Annotated in this window: 21 protein-coding genes; 11 read left to right on the top strand and 10 right to left on the bottom strand. The window is 69.1% G+C overall.

The genetic code is table 11. The annotated features are described in order from the left end of the window. Positions 1-116: 116 nt before the first annotated feature. Positions 117-896, bottom strand: coding sequence for an NPP1 family protein (locus tag ACFV3E_RS12210; RefSeq protein ID WP_500534667.1), 780 nt, complete (start codon positions 894-896; stop codon positions 117-119). Positions 897-1,676: 780 nt separating this feature from the next. Then, complete coding sequence (locus ACFV3E_RS12215) at positions 1,677-2,882, bottom strand: hypothetical protein (protein WP_500534603.1); 1,206 nt, start codon at positions 2,880-2,882, stop codon at positions 1,677-1,679. 391 nt (positions 2,883-3,273) lie between these two features. On the opposite strand from ACFV3E_RS12215, the gene ACFV3E_RS12220 reads away from it, so the two are divergent. The 5 genes from ACFV3E_RS12220 to ACFV3E_RS12240 all read left to right on the top strand — a co-directional run bounded on the left by ACFV3E_RS12220 (position 3,274) and on the right by ACFV3E_RS12240 (position 10,332). Further along, complete coding sequence (locus tag ACFV3E_RS12220; RefSeq protein WP_500534604.1) at positions 3,274-3,777, top strand: NfeD C-terminal domain-containing protein; 504 nt, start codon at positions 3,274-3,276, stop codon at positions 3,775-3,777. Positions 3,778-3,836: 59 nt separating this feature from the next. Continuing rightward, entirely contained in the window at positions 3,837-5,261 is a 1,425-nt protein-coding gene (locus ACFV3E_RS12225) for a flotillin family protein (protein WP_500534605.1), read from the top strand. A gap of 1,399 nt (positions 5,262-6,660) precedes the next feature. Beyond that, the gene (locus ACFV3E_RS12230) at positions 6,661-8,106 is read left to right on the top strand and encodes an MFS transporter (protein WP_500534606.1); all 1,446 of its coding nucleotides are present in this window, start codon (positions 6,661-6,663) and stop codon (positions 8,104-8,106) included. A 75-nt stretch (positions 8,107-8,181) separates the two neighbouring features. Continuing rightward, complete coding sequence (locus tag ACFV3E_RS12235) at positions 8,182-9,174, top strand: zinc-dependent alcohol dehydrogenase family protein (RefSeq protein ID WP_500534607.1); 993 nt, start codon at positions 8,182-8,184, stop codon at positions 9,172-9,174. A gap of 84 nt (positions 9,175-9,258) precedes the next feature. Beyond that, positions 9,259-10,332: an aldo/keto reductase gene (locus ACFV3E_RS12240; RefSeq protein WP_500534608.1), complete on the top strand. Its 1,074-nt coding sequence runs from the start codon at positions 9,259-9,261 to the stop codon at positions 10,330-10,332. A gap of 426 nt (positions 10,333-10,758) precedes the next feature. Here the strand turns inward: ACFV3E_RS12240 and ACFV3E_RS12245 are convergent, their stop codons facing one another. After that, positions 10,759-10,977: a hypothetical protein gene (locus ACFV3E_RS12245; protein ID WP_500534609.1), complete on the bottom strand. Its 219-nt coding sequence runs from the start codon at positions 10,975-10,977 to the stop codon at positions 10,759-10,761. Positions 10,978-11,213: 236 nt separating this feature from the next. Between ACFV3E_RS12245 and ACFV3E_RS12250 the strand changes: the two genes are divergently transcribed. Beyond that, on the top strand, positions 11,214-11,615 hold the full coding sequence (locus tag ACFV3E_RS12250; protein ID WP_500534668.1) for a CocE/NonD family hydrolase C-terminal non-catalytic domain-containing protein: 402 nt from the start codon (positions 11,214-11,216) through the stop codon (positions 11,613-11,615). A gap of 242 nt (positions 11,616-11,857) precedes the next feature. Here ACFV3E_RS12250 and ACFV3E_RS12255 read toward each other — a convergent pair whose 3' ends face one another. Continuing rightward, positions 11,858-12,286 carry a hypothetical protein gene (locus tag ACFV3E_RS12255; RefSeq protein ID WP_500534610.1) on the bottom strand — a complete coding sequence of 143 codons (429 nt, stop codon included), beginning with the start codon at positions 12,284-12,286 and terminating at the stop codon, positions 11,858-11,860. An 833-nt stretch (positions 12,287-13,119) separates the two neighbouring features. Here ACFV3E_RS12255 and ACFV3E_RS12260 point away from each other — a divergent pair. Then, positions 13,120-13,875 (top strand): SDR family NAD(P)-dependent oxidoreductase, encoded by a 756-nt coding sequence (locus tag ACFV3E_RS12260; protein ID WP_500534611.1) that lies wholly within the window; start codon positions 13,120-13,122, stop codon positions 13,873-13,875. A gap of 207 nt (positions 13,876-14,082) precedes the next feature. On the opposite strand, the gene ACFV3E_RS12265 is transcribed toward ACFV3E_RS12260, so the two are convergent. The 3 genes from ACFV3E_RS12265 to ACFV3E_RS12275 all read right to left on the bottom strand — a co-directional run bounded on the left by ACFV3E_RS12265 (position 14,083) and on the right by ACFV3E_RS12275 (position 17,155). After that, positions 14,083-14,499: a MerR family transcriptional regulator gene (locus ACFV3E_RS12265; RefSeq protein WP_500534612.1), complete on the bottom strand. Its 417-nt coding sequence runs from the start codon at positions 14,497-14,499 to the stop codon at positions 14,083-14,085. Positions 14,500-14,755: 256 nt separating this feature from the next. Further along, positions 14,756-15,289: a DinB family protein gene (locus tag ACFV3E_RS12270; protein WP_500534613.1), complete on the bottom strand. Its 534-nt coding sequence runs from the start codon at positions 15,287-15,289 to the stop codon at positions 14,756-14,758. A gap of 432 nt (positions 15,290-15,721) precedes the next feature. After that, a complete protein-coding gene (locus ACFV3E_RS12275) occupies positions 15,722-17,155 on the bottom strand; it encodes an aldehyde dehydrogenase (RefSeq protein ID WP_500534614.1) in 1,434 nt (477 codons plus the stop codon). Between the two features lie 169 nt (positions 17,156-17,324). Here ACFV3E_RS12275 and ACFV3E_RS12280 point away from each other — a divergent pair, with 169 nt between their 5' ends. Beyond that, the gene (locus ACFV3E_RS12280; RefSeq protein ID WP_500371225.1) at positions 17,325-17,879 is read left to right on the top strand and encodes a TetR/AcrR family transcriptional regulator; all 555 of its coding nucleotides are present in this window, start codon (positions 17,325-17,327) and stop codon (positions 17,877-17,879) included. A gap of 16 nt (positions 17,880-17,895) precedes the next feature. Further along, positions 17,896-18,561: an NAD-dependent epimerase/dehydratase family protein gene (locus ACFV3E_RS12285; RefSeq protein WP_500534615.1), complete on the top strand. Its 666-nt coding sequence runs from the start codon at positions 17,896-17,898 to the stop codon at positions 18,559-18,561. An 84-nt stretch (positions 18,562-18,645) separates the two neighbouring features. Here the strand turns inward: ACFV3E_RS12285 and ACFV3E_RS12290 are convergent, their stop codons facing one another. After that, the gene (locus ACFV3E_RS12290) at positions 18,646-19,131 is read right to left on the bottom strand and encodes a hypothetical protein (RefSeq protein WP_500534616.1); all 486 of its coding nucleotides are present in this window, start codon (positions 19,129-19,131) and stop codon (positions 18,646-18,648) included. Between the two features lie 128 nt (positions 19,132-19,259). Further along, positions 19,260-19,853, bottom strand: a complete 594-nt coding sequence (locus ACFV3E_RS12295) for a uridine kinase family protein (RefSeq protein WP_500534617.1) — start codon at positions 19,851-19,853, stop codon at positions 19,260-19,262. Positions 19,854-20,172: 319 nt separating this feature from the next. On the opposite strand from ACFV3E_RS12295, the gene ACFV3E_RS12300 reads away from it, so the two are divergent. Together ACFV3E_RS12300 and ACFV3E_RS12305 are read left to right on the top strand one after the other, a co-directional pair. Continuing rightward, complete coding sequence (locus tag ACFV3E_RS12300; protein WP_500534618.1) at positions 20,173-21,123, top strand: hypothetical protein; 951 nt, start codon at positions 20,173-20,175, stop codon at positions 21,121-21,123. Positions 21,124-21,274: 151 nt separating this feature from the next. Then, complete coding sequence (locus ACFV3E_RS12305) at positions 21,275-21,526, top strand: hypothetical protein (protein WP_500534619.1); 252 nt, start codon at positions 21,275-21,277, stop codon at positions 21,524-21,526. Between the two features lie 89 nt (positions 21,527-21,615). On the opposite strand, the gene ACFV3E_RS12310 is transcribed toward ACFV3E_RS12305, so the two are convergent. Then, complete coding sequence (locus ACFV3E_RS12310; RefSeq protein WP_500534620.1) at positions 21,616-22,215, bottom strand: DUF308 domain-containing protein; 600 nt, start codon at positions 22,213-22,215, stop codon at positions 21,616-21,618. Between the last annotated feature and the right edge of the window lie 45 nt (positions 22,216-22,260).

Genomic DNA, 22,260 nt, shown 5'->3' on the forward strand with positions numbered 1-22,260 from the left:
GCGTCCCCCCCCCTCCGGTTGTTCCTCCGCCTCCCCCCCCCGCGGGGGGGGGGGCGCCCCCCCCCCCCCCCCCCCCGGGGGCCGGCCGGGGGGGCGCCCCCCCCCCCCCCCACGGCTCAGGCGTTGGGATCGAAGGGGATGCCAGAGGGCTTGGAGTTGGCGAGGGTGGAGTTGAAGCGAGCGTCGTTGATCTTGATGGTGGCCGAGCCGAAGTCCGCGTTCATGAGCTTGTCCCGGTAGCCCGCGGGGTAGCCCTCCCAGCCGACGAGGCGGGGGTAGAACCAGCCTCCGGTGGCGTTCTCCGGCGGCTCGTCATTGGTGTTGGCGAAGCGGAAGCAGTGTGTCGAGGCGCCATCCTTGTGGTACACGATCTTGGGGTGGGTGCCGTCGAAACGGATCGCGGAGCGGGCGGCGATCTGGTAACCGGAGTGCTGGGACGCCGAGACGTACTCGACCTGGTTGTTGTGGATCCAGACCACGACGTGCTCCCAGTCGTGGGTGTGGCCGATGGCCGCAGGGCCGAGCGTGGCCTGGTCCTTTTCGAAATAGCTCGCGTAGACGACGGCGCACCAGTCGTTGTTGCACTTCTCGCGCGAGTACGTGTTGGCGTTGGCCAGCTGGGCGTAGTCGTGACAGTGCCCGTTGACGTCCCCACCCAGCTTCAAGCCGGGATTGAGGGTGCCGTCGGCGCCGATGGCGGCGGTGGTGTAGCAGCCGTCCTTGTCGTAGTCGTAAGCCGGGGAGAAGGACTGCTCCAGGCCATCGGCGTTCTGGGGCAGCAGTTGCAGGACTGAGGCGCTCGCCTGCGTAGGGAAGGCCAAGACCACGGTCGCGCCGAGCGCGGTCGCGACGGCGCCGAGACGTAGACGGTTGGAAAGCCGAGAACTGGAGGGAATTCCAGCTGGATTCTTTCTCGCTGACCTAAGGCTGCGCACGAGAACTCCTCGACATGAAAGGCGAGCGAGGACCTTTATCGAGAATCCCTGCCCGACGACTGACGCCCTGCGCGACGAAGTGCCCGGCGTTCCGGAAGGCCGGAGGTCCATCTCCGGCTGCGCCTCCGCCTGTTGACGCGTCGACAAGTTATCCGAGGCTGATCCGGTGGCGCAAGCATGCATTTCTGGATCGGCATTCCCGACATGTCCCGGCTTCTGGTAAGGAGAAGATGCCGGGAAATTAAATATCGCTGTGCGTTGACCGACCAATCGGGGTGCCACGAGCGCGCCGCCTGAAAAGTCCGGCCGGCGGCCGTGGCCGTCACGCCGCCGGCGAACGGGCTGCCGCCCGGGATGGAGGAGTCGGCCCCGAGTCCGATCCGCACGTGGCGCTGGGGGTGGGGCAGGCCCCTCCAGCGTCCTGGAGCCTTACGTCTCTGGGAAGCGACGCGGGTGGCCGCCGGCCGGTGAACCGGGCCGGCCGTCCCGTGATCCATCCGGTGTTCACGCACTTCAATGAGAACCGGGGTGACCGGACGCAACCAGAACATCCCAGCGGATGATCTTCCGCTCCAGGCAAAGCCGTCGCCGACGCCGTCGCGGGCGTGGTCCGCGTCTACCGCACTGCCTGGAACCCCCGAACCGATACGAGGTGGCAGGCCGCGAACATTCAGCGCACCGCCGCTGTTCAACCCGACGTATCGAGACACACCGTGGTCGAGCACAGCCGACCAACCACCTCTAGTCCTGCCAGTAGAACAGCAGCGTGTCGACGCTGAGTGGGTCACGCTTGCCGAAGTAGTACACGCAGAGGTCAGTGACCTGGATCTCGCTGGTAGGCGCGTCGATCCAGCGGAAGCCGGCCGATTCGAGGGCATGCCGCGCGGCAGGGTCGGTGTCGTGGCCGGTGACGAACCGCCCAAGAGTGCTGACGAACAGCTCGCTCTCGTCGCACTCGATCACGTGGTACGTTCCACCGCCCTGCTGGTTGTGTTCGCCGCAGGAGACAGGGCGTTTCGGATCGAGACCCGCCGCAGTCAGCGCGGCTGTTGCGCGGCGCAGCTGTTCGTCCTGATCGGGGCGGATGGGTGGCTCGGTGCACAGCGCTTCGATGCGCCACCGTGGATCGCTCTGTCGTTGGCACCCGCTCGCGTACTCATGCAGGATCGCGCCGCGGAGTTCGTCGTCGAGACCGGCTACCTCGACCCGCGGGCGCCCCAGGCCGTCGTACACCGCTCGGGTCTCCGCGGTGTCGCGCGTCAGGCGATGCAGCGCGTACGCGGCCCAGAGCTTCGCCTCGGTCGTCGGGGCCTCGTCGAGGTAGTTGCGGAGCCGGTTCGGGTCCGACAACAGCGATTGGGCGAGGTGCGCGACACCGTGATCGGGGTCCGCCAGCGCGTCGGTCACGTCATCTCCGGCGCGATGCCGCATCCGGACGTGGAAGACCCGGTCCTCGGGCCGCATGTCGCCGAGGTCGGACAGGACCGTCCCGACCCCGTACCGGGTGACGAGCGCGTCCAGCCCGGGTTCGCCGACCGCCCGCCGATGCGGCCACGGAGAGGCCGCGAGCGTCGCCAACTCACGTGCGGCGGTGCGGTCGCCGAGCGCGCCACGTGCCTTGAGGATGGCCTCGGGCACACCATAGGAGCGCTCGCGCCGCCGGTCCTCGTGTTGCAGCCAGGGCAGGAGCTCCGCTCGGCCTGCGAGAACGTCCAGAAGCGCGATGCGCACCTCAGCTACGTCGTCAGGGTCGCCGACGCGTGCGATCAAGTCGGCGACATGGCGCTCCGGTACCCGCCCGGCCAGGGCGAGCGTGCAAGGCCTGCGCCGCCACCACGGCTGTGTCGGATCGGCGACGTACCGAGCGAGTTCGTCGGCATCGAGCTCATTCAGGCCGGCGGCGTCCGCCTTGCCCGCGTGGGGCACCAATATCTCGATGGTTCGCACGCGTGGATGCTACTGCTCCCGATGACTCGCTGATCGGGCCCGGCGTCCGCGGCGAATACTCCGACTTGTTACGCAGGCCCTATGGGTACGGCACGCGTTCCACCCTGGCCATCTCAACAGGGTGGGGCGGCAAGTTGGTCGATCGCAGCGCCTATGCCTCGGCCGGGGCGAAGCCCTGCGCCGACATCGTCGGCACGGGCCGGTTGCCGCTGCTTACCGGCAGCCGCCGGGGGGACGCGGGTCGGCCTGGGCTGCCGGCAGCAATTGCACCGTCAGCAGGTCGTAAAGAACGCGTAAAGATTGCCGGGTTCCGGCAATGTCATGGCGCTCTGCTTCATGACACCATCGCGATGCCTTCGGGCGATCGGCGTGCTGGGGGGTGGGGGGCAGGATGGGGTGGTTTCTCGGTCTCGGCATCGCCGGTCTGGTGGTGCTGGCGCTGGCGCTCGTCTTCGACGGCGTGCTGGATGGACTCTTTGACGGGCTCGGCGGCCTGGACGGACTGCTGTCCCTGCCGGTGATCGCCGGGTTCGTGTCGATGCTCGGCTTCACCGGCGCGATCGTCCTGGGCACCACCGGGCTCGGGACGGCGTTCGCCGCCGGGGTGGGGGTGGCGTCCGGTGGCGTGGCGGGATGGCTGACGTGGAGGTTCAGTCAGGCCCTGATGCGCGGTGGGACCTCGGCCGCGCCACGGGGCGACGATCTCATCGGCGGCTCGGGCACGGTGGTCACCGCGATTCCGGCGGACGGTTACGGCGAGGTGCTCACGTACCTGGCCGGCCAGCCGGTCAAGCTCGCCGCCAGGAGCACGGTCTCGCTGCCGCGGGGCACCAGGGTGTGGGTCGAGGAGGCACTGTCGACCACATCGGTCGCGGTGCGTCCCGTCGACCACTGAACGCCCGAGGCGTCCGCACCACGTCTTTGTCATTGCTGTTCTGATCAAGGGATTCCGGCATGAGCCCTGTACTCACCGCTGTGGTGGGCATCGTCGTACTCGTCGTACTGCTCGCCCTCGTCGTCGTCACCCGTTACAAGGTCGCGGGTCCCAGCGAGGCGTTCATCGTCACCGGCCGGCGGGGCAAGAAGTCCACCGACCCGGAGACCGGCCGGATCTTCACCGACAACAGCGGTCAGAAGGTCGTGGTCGGCGGTGGCGTGTTCGTCGTGCCGTTCGTCCAGCAGAAGTTCACCCTGGACCTGTCCAGCCGGCACATCCCCGTCGCCGTACGCGGCGCGGTCACGCTGCGAGGGGTGAAGGCCCATCTGGAGGGTGTCGCGATCGTCAAGGTCGGCGGCACCGAGGACTCGATCCGGGCGGCGGCCCAGCGCTTCTTGATGCAGCAGGACGGCATCGTCGGCTTCACCCAGGAAGTCCTGTCCGGTGCTCTTCGCTCGATCGTCGGACGGATGTCCGTGGAGGACATCATCCGCGACCGTGCGGCGTTCGCCGGCCAGGTCGCGGAGGAGGCGGAGGCCAGTCTGTCCGGGCAGGGCCTGGTGCTGGACGCCTTCCAGATCCAGGACATCACCACCGAGGGCTCCTACCTGGAGGACCTGGGTCGCCCGGAGGCAGCCCGCGCCAAGCAGGAGGCGGACATCGCCGAGGCGGTGGCGCGGCAGGCGTCGGAGCAGGCCCGGCTCAAGGCCGAGGAGGAGATCGCGATCGCGCAGCGGACGTTCGCGCTCAAGCAGGCCGAGATCAAGGCGGAGACGGATGAGGCCGCTGCCCGCGCCGCTGCCGCGGGCCCGCTCGCTGAGGCCGCCCGTAGCCAGGAAGTCCTCGCCGAGCAGGAGAAGGTCGCCGCCCGGCAGGCCGCGCTGACCGACCGCGAGCTGGACACCAAGGTCCGCAAGCCTGCCGATGCCGCGCGGTACCAGGCCGAGCAGGAGGCTGAGGCCCGCCGCATCGCCCTGGTCAAGGAGGCCGAGGCCGACGCCCAGCGTTCCCGGCTGACGGGTGAAGGTGAGAAGGCGCACCGCGCCGCACTCGCCGATGCCGTACGGATCGAGGGCGAGGCGCAGGCCGCGGCCATCGCGGCGAAGGGGTCGGCGGAGGCGGAAGCCATGCAGAAGAAGGCTGACGCCTTCGCCCAGTACGGCGACGCCGCGGTGCTGCAGATGCTGGTCGAGGTGCTGCCCCAGGTCGTCGCCAAGGCGTCCGAACCGCTTGCCGCGGTGGACAAGATGACCGTGATCTCGACCGACGGCGCCAGCCAGCTGACCCGCACGGTCGCGGACAACGTGGCGCAGGGCATGGAACTGCTCAGCTCCACCACGGGAGTCGACCTCGCCGAACTGCTCAAGGGCATCACCAAGCGCGGATCCGAGGCGCCGGTACACCCTGAGACGCCCAACGGTCGGGTGGAGATCACCGGCTGACGTATGACGGCGAGAGGTTGGGGGATGCGGAGGCCGGCGCCGCCAAGGCTCGGCCGTGCCGTAGAACTCGCTCCTGACGAGGGCTTGGTGGTGGCCACACGGCCACAGCACGCCTGCCTTGCAGAGATGGCCCTTCCGCAAGACGCCAGGTCCCCCATGATGTTCATGGGGGACCCGGCCACGTGATGGTGTCCGAGAGGCCTTCCGTCCAGCAGAACTCGCCTCAGAAGACCTCGTCGGTGCGATTCGTCGGATGAGGTTGCATGACCTGCTGTTGGCGTTGATCCGCCGTCCTGCTGCGAGTTCAGATGCCTGCAGCCATCAGGGTCGCCCGCAGTCCTGCGTACGTCGGAGCCGTGGTGCGCAGGTGCGCGACCGCCGTCAGGTCGTCGCCGACGACCAGCGGATACTGGTGTAGCCACGGCCGATGGTCACCATGGTGGGCTCCATCAAGCGCTGTTAAGCGTGGCCCTTCGGCTTCTCGGCTGCCTCCCTGCATTCGACGGGGATCCGGCTGTCGGAGACTCCGTCCCACTCGGAGCCTGCCACGGTGAGCAACGCGTCGACGGGGCCGCCGCACTCGCCGCAGTGTCTACCCCCAGGCGTGCCCCGCTGTGATCACCCGGTGAAGCAGCACGCGATCGAGGACGGCGCCCGGGTATGCACCCGTGGCGCGGGCCTGCGGATCGCCTGCGCGGACTGCGCGGACTGCGCGGAGGCGTGGGCCCGGTTGCCGGTCGCCTTCGTGTTCGCGGAGATGGCGCGGGTGTTGAGGACGCCGCGCGCATCGCGGCAGGGGAGCCTGCCGTGCTGGAGCGATCTGACCCATGGTCAGCCGGTGACGTTTGGTTTGTTCGAATTCCCAGGCTTCTCGGACCCGACAGCGCCTCGCCCGACGTGGAACCCGCGCGGGGCGCAGGTGTGTCCAGGTCGGAGGCCGTCAACACGGCGGCCTGCGCCGCTCGCAGCGGGTGGCGACCGCCGTACCCCATGGGCCGCCCGGGGTGCCGTTCTGAGCGTCGACGTCAGGTGGTTCCTCTGCATGTGGTGAGCGGCCCACTCCATCGCGATCTCCGCAGAGCCGGAGTCGCCGCCGGCATACCGCCCGCGGCCAATGCACCTCCACCCCGTATGTACCAGTAAGCACTGATATCGGGGCAAATGCCACACACCGCGAAAAGGGCCATAGCACGCGCGGCCTTGCGGGCGCCGCTCGCCGTGACGCTCCGCCGCAAGGAGGTTCGCTCTTCCGCAACCGCTGCAGCCAGCCGACCGTCACCGGCCGCGCCACCGGCCGTGGAGGCGGTCGACGCATTTGATGCTCATGCATTAGATGCACTTGCATTTAAAGTACGAGCATGTCAGCGTATCGCCCATGAGTCCTTCCGCTCCATCGCCCTTGTCCACTTCCTCGCCCACATGGAACGCGCGGCAGTGGGGAATCCTGCTCACCGTCTCGATCGTCGGGTTCCTCGACGCGCTGGACGTGAACATGGTGGGTGTCGCCCTGCCCTCGATCCAGGACGACCTGGGCCTGTCCACCAGCGCACTGCAGTGGATCGTCAGCGGTTACGTCCTTGGCTACGGCGGGTTCCTGCTGCTGGGCGGACGCGCCGCCGACATCCTCGGCCGCCGCAGTGTCTTCCTGGCGGCGGTCGCCGTCTTCGCCGTGACCTCGCTGGTCGGCGGCCTGGTCGACGACGGGACCCTTCTGATCGTCGCCCGTGTCCTGAAGGGCGTGTCGGCGGCGTTCACCGCACCTGCGGCGTTTTCCATCATCACGACCACGTTCGCCGAGGGGCCTGCCCGCAACAAGGCGATCGGGATCTACACGCTCTTCGGTTCCAGCGGCTTCTCGGGGGGCCTGGTGCTGTCCGGTGCGCTGACCGAGGTCGGCTGGCGGTGGACGTTCCTCCTGCCGGTGCCCGTGGCGCTGATCGCCCTGGTGGCGGCGATCCGTGTCCTGCCCAAGGACGGCCCGCGCACCGTCGGCAACTACGACCTGCCCGGCGCACTCACCCTGGTCGCCGGAATGCTGCTGCTCGTCTACGTCGTCGTCGAAGCGCCGCAGAAGGGCTGGACCACGGCGAGCACGCTGGTGGAGTTCGGGCTCGCTGCCGCGCTGCTGGCCGCCTTCGTGGTGATCGAACTGCGCGGGGCGCAGCCCCTGGTCCGTCTGGGCATTCTGCGCTCGAGTTCCCTGGTGCGTGCCAACGTGGGCCTGTCCGTGTTCTTCGGTGCCTATGTCGGCTTCCAGTTCGTGGTGACGCTGTACTTCCAGCAGGTGCTGCAGTGGTCGGCGCTGCAGACCGCGTTCGGCTTCCTTCCCGCCGCCGCCATCGTCACCGTCGCGTCGCCGCGCATCCCGTACCTGATCGCGCGATTCGGCACCGCGCGCAGCATCATCGCCGGCGTCATCGCGCACGTGGCCGCCTATGCGCTCTTCCTTGCCATCGCCCGGGACCATCCCTACGCCGTGGGTGTGCTGCCCAGCATGCTGCTGCTCAGCATCGGCTTCACGCTGGCGTTCGCGCCCTTCCAGCTTGAGGGCACCTCGGGGATCCCCGACCACGAGCAAGGCCTGGCCGGCGGCCTGCTGAACACCTCCATGCAGATCGGCGGCGCGATCGGCCTCGCCATCGTCACCGCGGTCCTTACCGCAGGCAACGACGGCAAGAGCGGGCCCGAGACCCTGCTCGCCGGTTTCACCCCCGCAATGATCACCGTCACCGTGCTCGCGGCCGTCGGCCTGCTCGTCGCCCTGTCCGGATCGCTGGGACGCCGCGGGGTGACTGCGCAGAAGGACAGGAGCACCGACCGACGGGAGCTCGGCAAGGTCACCTGACGTCACCGGGGGACGGCCGACCGCTGGGCCTGAACTGGCCCAGCCATCCCAGACTCGAAAGGCAAGACCACTCACATGAGCAAGATCGTCCGATTTCACGCCACCGGCGGCCCCGAGGTCCTGACCCTGGACGACGTCGAGGTCCGCGAACCCGGGCACGGCGAGATCCGCATCCGTACCCGTGCTCTCGGGGTGAACCGAGCGGATGCCGTGCTCCGCGACAACGACCTCGTGGAGCTTCCCTCCGGTATCGGATGGGAGGCCTCCGGTGAGGTCGACGCCATCGGCCCGGACGTCGAAGGTTTCACCGTCGGCGATGCCGTCAGCCTGATCCCCACGCCGATCAACACGCCGATCAACTACCCCATCCACGGGGAGCTGGTCATCGCGCCCGCCAGCGCGGTGGTCAAGCACCCCGACACCCTGTCCTGGGAGCAGGCCGCGGCCCTGTGGGGGCAGTACCTGACCGCCTATGGCGCCCTCATCGAGACCGCGGACCTGAAGGCCGGCGACACGGTGCTCATCCCGGCCGCCTCCAGCAGCGTCGGGCTGGCCGCGATCCAGGTGGCCCGCAGCGTGGGGGCCCGGCCCGTGGCACTGACCCGCACCCGCGCCAAGCGCCGGCGGCTCCTGGACGAAGGCGCCGAGGCAGTGATCGTCACGGACGAGGAAGACGTCGTCACCCGCGTGAACGAGCTCACCGACGGCCGCGGCGCGCGTGTCATCTTCGACCCCGTGGCAGGACCTGCCCTGGCGGGCTTGGTCGGCGCCGCCGCGCACGGCGGGACCGTGATCATCTACGGTGCGCTGAGCAGCGAGCCCACGACGGTGCCCGTGTGGGGCTTGATCTTCAAGACCCTCACCATCCGGGGATTTAAGGTCCACGAACTCACCACCGACGTCGAACGCCGCGAGGCCGCCGTCGACTGGATCCTTGACGGCCTCGCCCGCAAGACCCTGCGACCGGTCATCGACACCGTCTTCCCGCTGCAGGACATCGTCGAGGCCCACCGTCGCCTCGAGTCCGGGTCCCAGGTCGGCAAGATCATCGTGGCCGTCCCCCGCTGACCCGACACCCCGCAGAGGCGCCAAGAACCGCGCCTTTGCCTTCACAAAAGCAAGTTGTCACTCGTCTTAGGAAGAAGTCCACCCATGCGATACACCACCTTCGGGCGTAACAACGGCCTGCGCGTGTCCGAGTACGGCCTCGGCACCGCCAATTTCGGTACCGGCTGGCGCGCCGGTGGCGGCTGGGGCCCCGGTGCCGAGCCCGCCGAGGCGCGCAAGGTCTTCGACCGGTTCGCCGAAGCCGGCGGCACGCTCATCGATACCGCCGAGAGCTACCAGGCCGGCGAATCCGAGCAGCTGCTCGGCGAGTTCCTGGGCTCCGACCGGGACCACTTCGTGCTGGCCGGCAAGTACAGCATGAACGGCGTCGGACCGCTGACCGTCTCCAACACCGGCAACAGCCGCCGGTACATGGTCCAGGCTCTCGAGGCCAGTCTGCGCCGCCTGAACACCGATCACCTGGACATGTACTGGGTGCACGCCCCTGACGGCCTGACCCCGATGGAGGAGATCCTGCGCGGCCTGGACGACCTGGTCAGCGCCGGAAAGATCCGCTATTTCGGGCTGTCGAACTTCCCGGCCTGGAGGGTGTCGCGCGCCGCCGCCATCGCCGAGCTGCGCGGCTGGTCCCCGGTCGCCGGCATCCAGGTCGAGTACAGCCTGGTCGATCGCACCGCCGAGCGGGAGCTGCTGCCCATGGCGCAGGCGCTCGGCCTGGGCGCGGCACTGTGGAGCCCGCTCGGCGGCGGTCTGCTGACCGGCAAGTACCGCCAGGGCGCCACCGGCCGGATCAGCGACCTCAAGGCCGTCGGGTTCTTCGAGGACACCGCGCAGAAGACCGCGATCGTCGACGCCGTCCTCGACGTCGCGGCCGAACTCGGCGTGCCGGCCTCCCATGCCGCCATCGCCTGGATGCGGCAGCAGGGCGCGCGGACGGCCACGGCGTACGTGCCGATCATCGGCCCGCGCAGCGTCGCGCAGCTCGACGACTACCTGGACGCGCTGGACGTCACGCTGACCCCGGCCCAGTTCGCCCGGCTGAACGAGGTGAGCGCGATCCGGCTCGGCACCCCGCACGAGCTGAACGCGTGGATCGCCGGCCCCATCCGCGGCGGTGACGCAAGCGTGATCGACGAGCCCGCGATCCCGGTAGCGTGATCTCAGGCGATTGACCGGCTTCGAGGACATGGGCGGCGGCCCGACCGCGCGCGGCCTGCAGGCGCGGTCTCGCGCGGCGTTCCCTTCACGCGCCCGCGGGACGTAGAGCCACCAGGTCCCCACCGTCAGGCGGAGGAGGGCGCCGAAGGTGCCCTCCTCCCCGCAGCCGCGGGTGCGGTGGTGGGGAGGCCGCTCAGGAGGTGGGGGGCGGGATGTCCTGGTTGGCGTGGAAGAAGTCGTGGGGGCCGTAGCTCCTTTTTATCGGGGCCAGTTGGTCGTGGTGGTCGCCGTAGGTGCCCCTGGATCCGGCGGTGTTTCCCTGTTCGCCGAGACCCCTGCAACGCCGAGGCGACGGCCTCACCTGCCCCGGCGTTCCTGGGCACGGCAGTCGCGAGCCTGGTGCGTTGGAACCCCTGGCGCACCAGGTCACGCGCCGGCACCCGGCAGGTCGTGGCCGGCCGCGCGGACGCCGGTGAGGCGTCCGAAGGCGTTCTCCAGGGGTGGCGCACCGGGCTGGAGCACCTCCGCGGCGATGCCGAAGAGGCCCGCGAGGACGGCCTCGGTGACCGCGACGGCGGCCACGCCCTCGCGGTTGGAGACCCCGCGTTCGGCGACCCGGTAGGTGCCGTCCGCGGTCACCTCCATGGCCTGGCCCCACAGGGCGCCGGAGGTCGTGCGGTGCGCCCGGCGCAGGATGCCGGCGGCGAGGTCCGGGCGGCCCAGGCGGCACAGGCCGTACGCGGTCGCGCCGGGCCAGGCGGCGAAGGTGCGGCGGCGCCCTCCTGCTGACCGACGGGCATCCCGCGGGCCCGTTCGACCAGCGCGCCATCGAGGCCCGGCCCGACGTCCTGACCTGGACCGGCCCCTAGCTGACCGCCCCCCTGGAGGTCGCCGGCCGGATCACCGCGGTCCTCACCACCACGAGCGACGGCCCGGGCGCCTGGGTGGCCCGGCTGTGCGACGTCCACCCGGACGGCACGTCGATCAATCTCGCCGATGGCGTCGCCCGCCCCGAAGCCTCCGCCGATGCGGACCCCCAGGAAGTCCGCGTCGACCTGTGGTCCGCGGCCCACGTGTTCCGTCCGGGCCACCGGCTCCGCCTCCAGGTGACCGCCTCCGCCCATCCCCGCTGGGAGGTCCCCGACACCGCGGGCACGCGCCGTATCCACCACGCCGCAGCCCGCCCCTCACGGTTGGTGCTGCCGGTGGCGGAGTGCGCCTTCCCGGTCAGAGCACCAGGACGTGGTGAGCGCCCTGACAGGGCTTCTTCGCCGTGGGGGTAAGCATGATCGATCGTTGTGATGTCCCTGAAGGGGAAACTCGCCCGGACCAGACGCGCGTCTTGCGCGATCTCACCCGATGGCCCGGCACTTCAACGCTGAGCATGGCCGGCCGTGACGAGACGAGCCTGACCGCGACCGACCCGCCAGGAACGGTCGCGGTCAGGCCTTCGTCCATTGACCCCTTCGAATGTGACCGGGCCCTGGCACGGCAGGTTGCCCAGGACGACGGTCGGCTTCGGGAGCTACTGACGGATGTTGATGGCCTGGATCGCCTCGGACTGTGCGACTGCCGCCGGGGAGGCGACGTTGGCCGACAGCGATTCGTTGCGGGCCTTCACGTGCGCAGACTTGAGCGACTTGTTGGTGAGCCGGAAGTAGCCGAAGTCCTCACCCCAACCGCCGTACCCTCCGCGGCCATAGCCTCCGCGGTCGTAGCCTCCACGGCCGTACCCTCCGCGGTCGTAGCCTCCACGGCCGTACCCTCCGCGGTCGTAGCCTCCACGGCCGTACCCCCCGCGGCCGTAGTCTCCGCGGTCGTGACCTCCGTGGCCGTAGCCTCCACGGCCGTGGTCCCCGCGGTCGTAGCCCCGGCCACCGTAGCCGTTGTCCCAGCCATCCCCCGAACAGGTCGCGGAAGTGGCCAGCGCCGTACCGGCCAGGGGAACCCCCATGGCTGATACCGCCAATGCGACCGTAGCCGCGGCTCGAGCAAGACCTTTCACTGCATTCCTCCCTTGGAGTCAGGAATTTCCTGATGCGAAACTGAAGCTAGCCGATGGCCACTCGGAAGTCATTCACGCTTCGCGGTGAAGGTCGGCCAAACAGGGCACCACCGAGAAATGCTCGACGGCTCCCGGGAGGTCGCAACCCTGGCGTTTCCCGAGCTCAGGCCCCATCTCGTCCTGCTGCGCGAGATTTCTCGGGTTCCGCGTTGATACACCTTGGAGTGAATCCGGTGCAGGCTCTCAACGTAGATAAGACGTTGCGGGAGAGGATGTAATTAATTCATTCAAGCGAGCCAAATTTGGCAAAGAATACGCCACTTCGGATTCCCTTGACAGGGTATCGCTGTGCAACAATTGCGGCCCGAGCAGTGCGGATCAAAAAATTGGATGACTTGAAATCAGGGGCGGTGCCTAATCCAAACTCCCCGGTGTCCGCCGACAGGCGCACCGTCGGCATCGGATGCGGGGTCGCGATTCCCCCTGACTCCCCGCCCGTTCCGGCGCGAGAGTGGCGCGGACTCCGCCATGTTGACCCTCTCGATGCGAACTGCGGGCGCAGCGGTCGCTGAGGGGTGTCCGAACCTGACGGTCGCTGGCAGGGGACATTCGGTGCACCCGGGTCGCGCGACAGCGCTGTCATCAGCACGGATGTGCACCTCATGAGCGCAAGCGCGAGTGGCGGGCGTCACGGCGTCCCGGCTTGACGTTCACACTAATGTCAACCTTTAGCTTCGGTTCAGTAGCTGAAAGCCAACTGAACGGCGCAAGGAGACATCGCCATGCCCAAGGCTCTGACAGGACGGACTGCGCTCGTGACCGGAGGGTCGCGAGGTATCGGTGCGGGGATCGCTCGTGAACTGGCCCGCGAGGGTGCAAACGTCGTCATCACTTACCGAAAGTCGCGCGAGCAGGCGGAAGAGGTCGTCGCCGACCTGGCCGCACTTGGGGCGAAGGCGCTTGCCGTACAGGCGGATCAGTCCGTTCCCCACGAGGCGTCGACCGCTGTCGAGCAGGCTGCCGAGTTCCTGGGCGGCCAGATCGACGTGCTGGTGAACTCTGCCGGAGTAGCCGTCATGGGCACCGTCGACCAGTTGGACCTGGACCTTCTCGAAGGGGTCCAGCAGATGATGGCCACCAATGTGATGGGCACCGTCGTCACCACGCATTCCGCATCGCGCTATCTGCCCGACGGCGGGCGCGTCATCCTGGTGGGAAGCATCGTCGCCCACCGCGTTCCTGTCCCTGGCGTCGCCGAGTACGCGGCGAGCAAGGCAGCGATCGACCAGCTCGGCCGCGGGTGGGCGCGCGACTTCGGCCCGCGCGGCATCACCGTCAATGTCATCCAGCCCGGGGCGACCGACACGGACATGAACCCTGCGGACGGGCCGAACGCTGCCCCGCAGGTGGCCATGACACCCCTGGGGCGCATGGGCACCACCGAGGACATCGCCAAGGCGGTCGTCTTCCTCGCCAGTGAGAACGCTGCCTACATCACAGGCGCACGGTTGACCGTCGACGGCGGATACAGCATCTGATCCGGGAGCAGCACCCATGACGCGCGGGGCTCCGGTGCCGGGACGACGGTCGACGGGACCGGAGCCCCGCCACTGGCGAATCCGGCCGTTGCGGCGTCCTCCAGCCCGCCTCCGCCTCCGCCTCCGCCTCACCGGCAGCGGCAGCCTCGCGCCGCACGTTAGCGCCTTCCGGCAGGTGAGCGCTCGGCCGTGTGAGTCCCGCCGCTGTCACTCCGCAACCAAGACCAGGACTCCATCCGCGGTCGTAGGCATGGGGGCCGTCGCGTCCTCCTGGAAGCGCAGGTATGCCTCGATCGCGCGCTGGTTGCGTTGCAGCACGTCGATGCGCCGTTTGATGCTGCTGAGTTGACGTCGCAGACCGTCCAGGTCCTGTGCGTCCGGGCACTCCCGGGCGTGCGCATCGCCCTCGGCGGACTCGAAACAGGGCAGGACCTCGCGGATCATCTCCGTGGTCAAACCGACTTCGAGGAGTTCGCGGATCTGCAGTACGCGGTCGATGGCCGGCTCGCCGTACGTGCGGTATCCGTTGGGGCTCCGGAACGGCGTCAGGATGCCGACCTCTTCGTAGTAACGAAGCAGCCGCGGCGCGACACCGGTCTTCGCGGCCAGTTCTCCGATCTTCACATTGCCCTCCCTTGCCAGGCATCGCGCGGACGGTATGCCTCGTCGCCGCACAGGTGGGCGACCTTGCCGTCTGCCGTTGAACTTTCACACTACTCCGCCACTGACGTTGATCGATTACGTCCGGCCATGACGCCGCCGTCGACATGACATACGGCGCCGGTGACCCAGTCGGTGCGCTTTGGTGCCGCTGATGACGACGGCCTTCTTGCCGTGAGGTCGGGGGCGCTGGACATCGTGGTGCTGCTACTGGTGGGTGTCAGGCGCGGGGGTTGAGGACGAGGTAGCCGTCGATGCGGCTCAGGTGCTCGGAGGCGGGGTCGGGAGGGAGGGCGTGGCCGAGGCTCTGGTGGCGGACTTCGCCGATCCACTGGTCGTGCTGGTATTCGTGGTTGACGAGTGCGGTCAGCAGGACGGTGCCGATGACGGTCATCTGGTCCGGGGCGCCGACCCGGCCGGCGGCGATGGCGCCGAGGCGGGTGTGGACGCGCTCGGCGACGGTGTCGCGGAACGCGGCGAGGCGCTGGACGGTGGGCAGTGCGCCGCGGAACTTCTCCGGGTTCGCAGAGTCCATGAGCGCGTCCAGCTCCGGGTCGGGGCTGGGCTCGGCGGCGGTGAGGTTGCGGACCATGAAGTGGGCGACGTGCGCCTGGTGGCCGAGGTGCCAGCCGATCGCGCTGGAGTCCTCGTGTGGTCGCCAGGTCACCTCGTCTGCCGTCAGGTCCTGCCACAGGCTGTCGGTGTAGGCGCGGGCTCGGTCGTACTCGCGTAGCAGCTCCGTGAGGAAGTTCATTGCGGTCACCTTTCGGTGCGAAGGAGGTGGCACAGGGCAAGGAGCGGGGTGGGGCCGCTGGGCCGGAACCGAGGGTAGCCCCGGCCCGGGGGTAGACGGCCCGGGTGCGGGCGGGCTTCCGCTCGGGCTCGCGCGCCGTGGGGTGCGGTGGTGCCGGGCGCGGTGGGTCAGGGGTTGTCCTGGAGGCGGGTCTCGGCCGGCTACAGGGCGCCGAAGGCGCTGTCGGACCTGGAGCACGTCGTCTGAGCCACGAAACCGTCGCCGCCCTTGATCGCACAGACCACCGTGGGCGCCGGCGCTGCCCGGGACGACGCCGGCGCCCACAGCCAGTGGGTCAGGGGCAGGGGACCTTGGGCGGACGGGAGTTCCTCAACCTGTTGATGAAGATCGTTGCATTCCGGTCTTCGGGTGATCGCGGTGCGAGGCGGTGGGTCAGAGGGCGATCGACTTGTGCTCGACGTAGTGGGTGAGGCCGACGGTTCCGAATTCGCGGCCGATGCCGCTGGCCTTGTAGCCGCCGAAGGGGGCGTCGAAGCCGGCTGGGGCGCCGTTGACGAGGAAGGTGCCGGTGCGGATGCGGCGGGCCACGGCCAGCCCGCGTTCGGCATCGGAGGTCCACACGCCGCCGCTGAGCCCGTAGGGGGAGTCGTTGGCGATGCGGACGGCGTCGTCTTCGTCGTCGAACGGGATGATGACGAGCACCGGGCCGAAGATCTCCTCCTGGGCGACGCGCATGGAGTTGTCGACGTCGGCGAAGATGGTGGGCCTGACGTAGTTGCCCTGCTCCAGGCCCTGCGGGGCGCCGAGGCCTCCGAAGACCAGGTGGGCGCCCTCCTCGAGCCCGGAGCGGATGTAGGAGAGCACCCGTTCCTTCTGAACGGGGGTGACCAGCGGGCCGACGAAGTTCGCCGGATCCGCCGGATCGCCGACGGTCACCTTCTCGGCGGCGGCCACGACCGCGGAGACGATCTCTTCGTAACGGCTGCGGGGTGCCAGCAGGCGTGTGTGGGCGGCGCACGACTGCCCGCTGTTGGTGAAGGCCATGAGGGGTGCGGCCTGCGCGACGGCGTCGAGGTCGGCGTCTTCCAGGATGATCGAGGCGGACTTCCCGCCCAGTTCCAGGCTGACCCGCTTGAGCTGTTCACCGGCGATCGACGCGATGCGGCGTCCGGCGCCCGTTGAGCCGGTGAAGGCGATCTTGTCGATTCCCGGGTGGGCGACCAGGTACTCACTGGTCTTCCGGTCGGCGGGCAGGATGCTGACGACACCCTCAGGGAAACCGGCCTGCGTGAACAACTCTCCCAGCAGGAGGCCGTCGAGCGGCGTCTCGGGCGCGACCTTGAGGATGACCGTGCAGCCGGCCAGTAGTGCGGGGATCATCTTCACCAGTGCGGACTGGTGCGGGGCGTTCCACGGGATGACCGCGGCCACCACGCCGACCGGCTCGCGCCGCACGACGGCCCTGGCCCCGCCGGGGTTGGTGATCTCCTCTTCCCAGGCGAAGGTGTCGCCGGCGCGGAGGTAGGCGGCTGTCTGTTCGGCGAGTGAGGCCTGCAGGGTCTGTGTGAACCAGGCCGGGGTGCCGTTCTCCGCGGTGATCAGGGCGGCGATCTGTGAGGCGCGGGCGGCGTGCAGGTCGTTGAACCTGGAGACCAGCGCGGCGCGCTTCTGGGGCCGCAGGGCCGGCCAAGGGCCCTCGTCGAAGGCCTGGCGTGCGGCGGCGACCGCGGCGTCGATGTCGGCGGGTGTTGCCTGGGCAGCGCGCCCGACCAGCGTGTGGTCGTGCGGGGAGTGGACCTCGATCGGTTCGTCGGTGGAGGGGGCGACCCAGTGGCCGCCGACGTAGAGCTTCTCGTAATTGATCATGATTCCCTGATGCCTTCTGTCGCGTGCGGCTGCTGGGTGAGGGGCTGGGGGCGCGAACGGTGGGTGCCCGGGGCTCCGCCCCGCGGAAATGTAAGTGGTTACCTACATTCGACGGTAGAGCGGACTTCAGCGCTATGCAAGTGACTGCCTACTTACTTACACTGCACCCATGGCACGCAACGCAGACGAGACCCGGCGGAAGATCCTGGAGGCCGCCACCGAGGAGTTCGCCCAGTACGGCATCGCCGGCGCCCGGGTGGAGCGCATCACCAAGAACGCCGGGGTCAACAACGCCTTGCTGTACCGGTACTTCGGCAGCAAGGTCGACCTGTTCGACAAGGCCTACAGCGACCTGGTCACCGAGATCGTCGACGCCGTCCCGCTGGACCCCGCCGACCTGCCCGGCTATGTGGGGCGCCTGTTCGACTACTACCAGGACCACCCCCACGTGGTGCGGCTGGCCGCCTGGCAGCTGCTCGAGCGACCCGAGCACGCCGTGCCGCAGGTCGTCCACGACGCCCAGAGGGAGAAGGCGGAGCGCATCGCGCAGGCCCAGAAGGCCGGTGTCATCCCCGCCACGCTTCCCGCCGAGGAACTGCGCGACCTCATGGTCCTGCTCTCCGTCAGCAAGACGCCGCTGATGCCCACCATCGCATCCGAGACCGACCGCGACCGCCGCCGCGCCACCATCGTCGCCACCGCCGCGGCCATCATCCGCGCCTGACCAGGAGGACCCCTTCGTGAACGTCGTCATCTTCGGCGCGTCCGGCATGGTCGGACAGGGTGTGCTACGCGCTTGCCTGCTGGATCCCGCGGTCACCCGCATCCTGGTGGTGAACCGCAGTCCGCTCGGCGTCACCCACCCCAAGCTGCACGAGATCATCCACCACGACTTCGCCGACCTGTCCGGACTTGCCGAGCAACTGACGGACGTGGACGCCTGCTTCTACTGCCTCGGAGTCTCCTCCACCGGCCGCAGTGAAGCCGAGTACACCCGCATCACCTACGACTACACCGTGGCCGCGGCGAACACGCTGTCCGCCGCCAACCCCGGCCTGACCTTCACCTACGTCTCCGGCGAAGGCACCGACAGCAGCGAGGGCGGCCGCACCATGTGGGCCCGGGTCAAAGGACGCACCGAGAACGCCCTGCTGGCCATGCCGATGGACGCCTACATGTTCCGCCCCGGCTACATCCAGCCCCGCCACGGAGCCGTCTCCAAGACCCCGGCATACCGCCTCACCTACGCCCTCACCTCCTGGCTCTACCCGCTGCTGCACCGCATCGCGCCGAAACACACCACGACCACCGATCACCTCGGCCGCGCCATGCTCGCCGTCACCCGCCCCGGCACGTCCGCCCCGCGGATCCTCCACAGCCGGGACATCAACCACCTGGGCGCGTAGCGCCGCCGGCAACGGTTCTGGGGGCTCCGGTACCGATGGGGTTCTTCGGCACGACGGTGAGGGCGTCAGGACGTCACGATCGACTCAACCGCTCTGTGCCGCCTGGACGGCGTGGCGCAGCATGGCCTTGAACGAGACGCCGGCGGGACCATCACCGAGCGCGACGTGCATCGACTCGGCCTCGGACCGGTTCGACCAGCGGGTGAAGACCGACACCCCGTGGTCAATGGCCAGTCGCTGATCGATCTCGGTGACGGTCATATCAGCCAGCCGCCCGGAGTGTGCTGTGGTCCTCCCCGTGCGCATGTCGGTGACCGAGACCAGGAGATGCCGCGGCAGCAACACGGCAGCAGTCAGCGTTTCACGCTGTGGGCCGTCCCCGAGCAAGCGCGCGAAGACGCCGGGCCGGCGACGGGGCACACTGCGGGTTTCCACGCAGGCGATCGCGGCCGACGCGGCATCACCGAGCAGCTCGGTCTCGGCCACGGCCAGAATCGTCGTACGCAACCGGGAATCCAGATCCTCAACCGTGCAACCGCGGCTCGTGCGGTCGAACAACTGCTCAGGCATGGGCGCATCGTAGCGGGGCCACCGATGTCCGGCTCGCGGTCCGGCCGACGCTCTCCTTCACCCAGGGCGCTGAGCACCCACCTCGCATCATGTCGGGTTTGGCACGACGGAGGATGGCCAGGGGCAGGTCAGTGCCCGGAGACCACGAGGTGGGCCCTTTCCCAGGGACGGGTCAGGGCCAGGTAGTGCTCCTCGGCCAGGCGCCAGCGAGACTCCCAGTCGATCGGGCCGTGGTCGTCACCGCGCTCTCGCAGTCGGCGCATGGATTCCTCCCGCGGGGTGTCAACGTAAACGAGGAGGTCGTAGTGGTCGGCGAGTTCGGGCCGGGCGGTGTACACGCCCTCCACGACGACGATGCCGCAGGCGGAAACACCATGGCTTTCGTCCGGGGCCAGATCACCGGTCGCCCAGTCGTAGCGCCGGTAGGCGGCATCACGGCCGGCTGCGAGTGGGACAAGCACCTCCTCGCGCAGCCGCTGCCAGTCGAAGTAGCGGTGGTAGCCCTCTTCGGGCTCCAGCCCGGCACGCTCCTCCAGGTCCATGGGGCGGTAGAAGTCGTCACCGTGAACCACCGCAGCGCCGCGCGACTCCGCCAGGGCCGTCGCCAAGGTCGATTTGCCGGAGCCACCCATGCCATCGATGGCGACCAGGAACACTCCTTGGCGGCTTCGGGCGTCGATGGCGGCGGCAACCTCTTCAGCACCGATGGAGATCGTCGTCATGGCGGCATTCTGATCACAGCGGGCGCCTCAAGAGAAGGGCAACGGCTTCGCATCACGATCCCGAGGCCGGGAGGCCCGCGCTGCCGCATCACCTGCCGTTCGCTGCACCCTTGACCGTTCGGATCACGCTGCTTTCCAAAGTGCTGATCGGATGCTGCCACTCTGCCTATCGGCGGGGCGTTCAGCGTCGTCTGAAAACCCGTTGCTCCCCGGTCGGCCCGCTTGATGGGATGCGGGGGCTTCGACAGCGGGAGGGGACAGCTTGGCGGTGTTCGGGTGTGCGGGCTGCGGTGCGGTCCTGACGGCGGCGGTGTCGGAGGTGGCGTTGCCGATCCACTTGGCCGACACCCACTGGGAGAAGTTGCACCCGCCCCTGCTGGAGGTCGGGTCCTACGCCGTCGACCCTGCGCCGTACGGGCCGCCATGGCGGCAATGGGACGAGGTCGGGGCGCGCGAGGCGGCGGAGCGGGGGCGCTTCGCGCCCTTCGGTGCGCTGTCCGACGGACCGTCGGGCACCGTCCTGCTCGCGCCCGGTGACATGCGCGGCACCAGGCTGATCGTCGAGCGGGCCGGGGGCTACTGCATGGGAATCGACGGGAGGGACGGGCCGAACCTTGCCTGCCTGGGCTGCGATCTGCCGGTCGGAACGAGGATGGACGACTGCGGGTGCTGGCAGGTCGTCCGGCTCGTCCCGCAGGCAGTAGTGCGGCTGCCCGGCCCGCCGGAGCGGCAGATCATGGATTGGGTGGAGCTGCTGGCCACCGGCGCGCTGTGGCACCGGCTGAGCAGGTACCGGGACATCCCGGCGGGCGCGGCCCTCGCCCACGTGGTGGTGGCCGCCGGGGGCACGCCGGTCGAGGTGGCGCCCGGCCCGGTCGCCGAGCTCTTCGGTCGGGCACTCGGCGCGCTCCTGCCCGCCGGGGAAGGTGCGAAGCGGCTGGACCTGGCGGGACCGGGGTTCGGCGAGCCGACCGCTGACCTGGTGCTGGTGCCGGTACATCCGCAGACCGGAGACATGTGGCAGCCGCGTGCCGGGGCGGTGCCGGTGCCCATGGATGCCGCGCTCTGGGCCGAGCTCGCCTTCCCTCCGCACCGGACCCGGCTCCCGGTGGTCGGCGGACTGCCGGCAGGGGTGGAGCGGGACGACCCGCTGCCGCCGCACGCGTGGTACCCGTTCCAGCCGTCCACGGAGGCGTTCCGGTACACGCTCGCGCGGATGCCCGCCGTCGGGGAACCATGGCTGCGGGCGATCTACGACCGGGGCTGCTGACCCGTCAGGGGTGATGAGGACCCAGACGTTGGGTTCGACGTGTCCGGCGTAGTCATGGACCGAGTCGCTGCCGGGACCAGGACGCCACCGGATCACATGTGGCTGCGTTCAACTTCAGGAGCTTTCGGCGGACTGTAATCCGGCCCGGAAAATGGGACTACTTCTTCGGGTGGGTGCCGCCCTGGGGGTGCTGGACGAGGCGCGCAGCGCCCTGGAGATCCTGCTGTCCCGCGAACACCCGGACGCCGCAGAGGCCGCCGCCTCCTATGCCTATCCTGAGGACCGCAGCGTCGTCATCCCCTCGACAGGCCCGCATAGTGAACGCCCATTGGATTGGCTCGCCGCGCTCGGCCCAGCTGCGGCGATCTTTCGGCCTGGACACGCGAGTCCGTTGTTCAGCTGAATGTCGATGGTCATGTCTCTCCTCAGGCGGTGGGACTTCTGGTGAAGACGCCGCGCCTCCGGGCGAGACGGTGGCCGCTACGGCGGTGGTCAACGCTTGTCGCGTCGGCTGCGGATGCTGAGGGCGATGACGGAGACAAGGAACCAGAAGGCACCGAAGGCCGAGTATCCGGCGACGGTGGACAGGCTGCTCGTCGCCGAGGCGGACGTGGCAGCGATGGTGGCGCCGGCGAGTACGGACTGTGCACCACTGATGACCATGGGCCACTGGGCGCCGACGGCGCGCCGGCGTCGGATCGCCACGACGAGCTGGATGGCTCCGGAAAGCAGGGCCCAGACGCCGAACACGAGCAGGGCCGTCCCGATGGTGGAGAACACGGAGATGATCATTCCGGCGGTGGTGGCGAGGCCGAGACCCAGGTTGACGGTACTGACGCGGTTCGCGGAGCCGGTGCCGGCCAGGCGACGCTCGAGGAGCGTGGCGATGGCGTCCCACAGGGGGTAGACGACGAGCAGCACGGCCGCGATCACCGTGGGCGTGTCCGCCGACACGAGCGAAGCGGAGGTCGTGAAGACGAGTGCCACCCAGATCAGGGAGAAGACGACTCGGATCAGGTGGAGCGATCGGAGCCCGGAAGGCGTCGGCGCGGCCGAGGTCGAAGAGGCCGAGGTTACGGTGGTCTGAGTCATCGGGTGTCCCGTGGTGATTGTGACGGTGTGAGGCGGTCGCCTCGA

Source organism: Streptomyces sp. NPDC059718, assembly GCF_042733315.1.
Classification (GTDB): Bacteria; Actinomycetota; Actinomycetes; order Streptomycetales; family Streptomycetaceae; genus Actinacidiphila.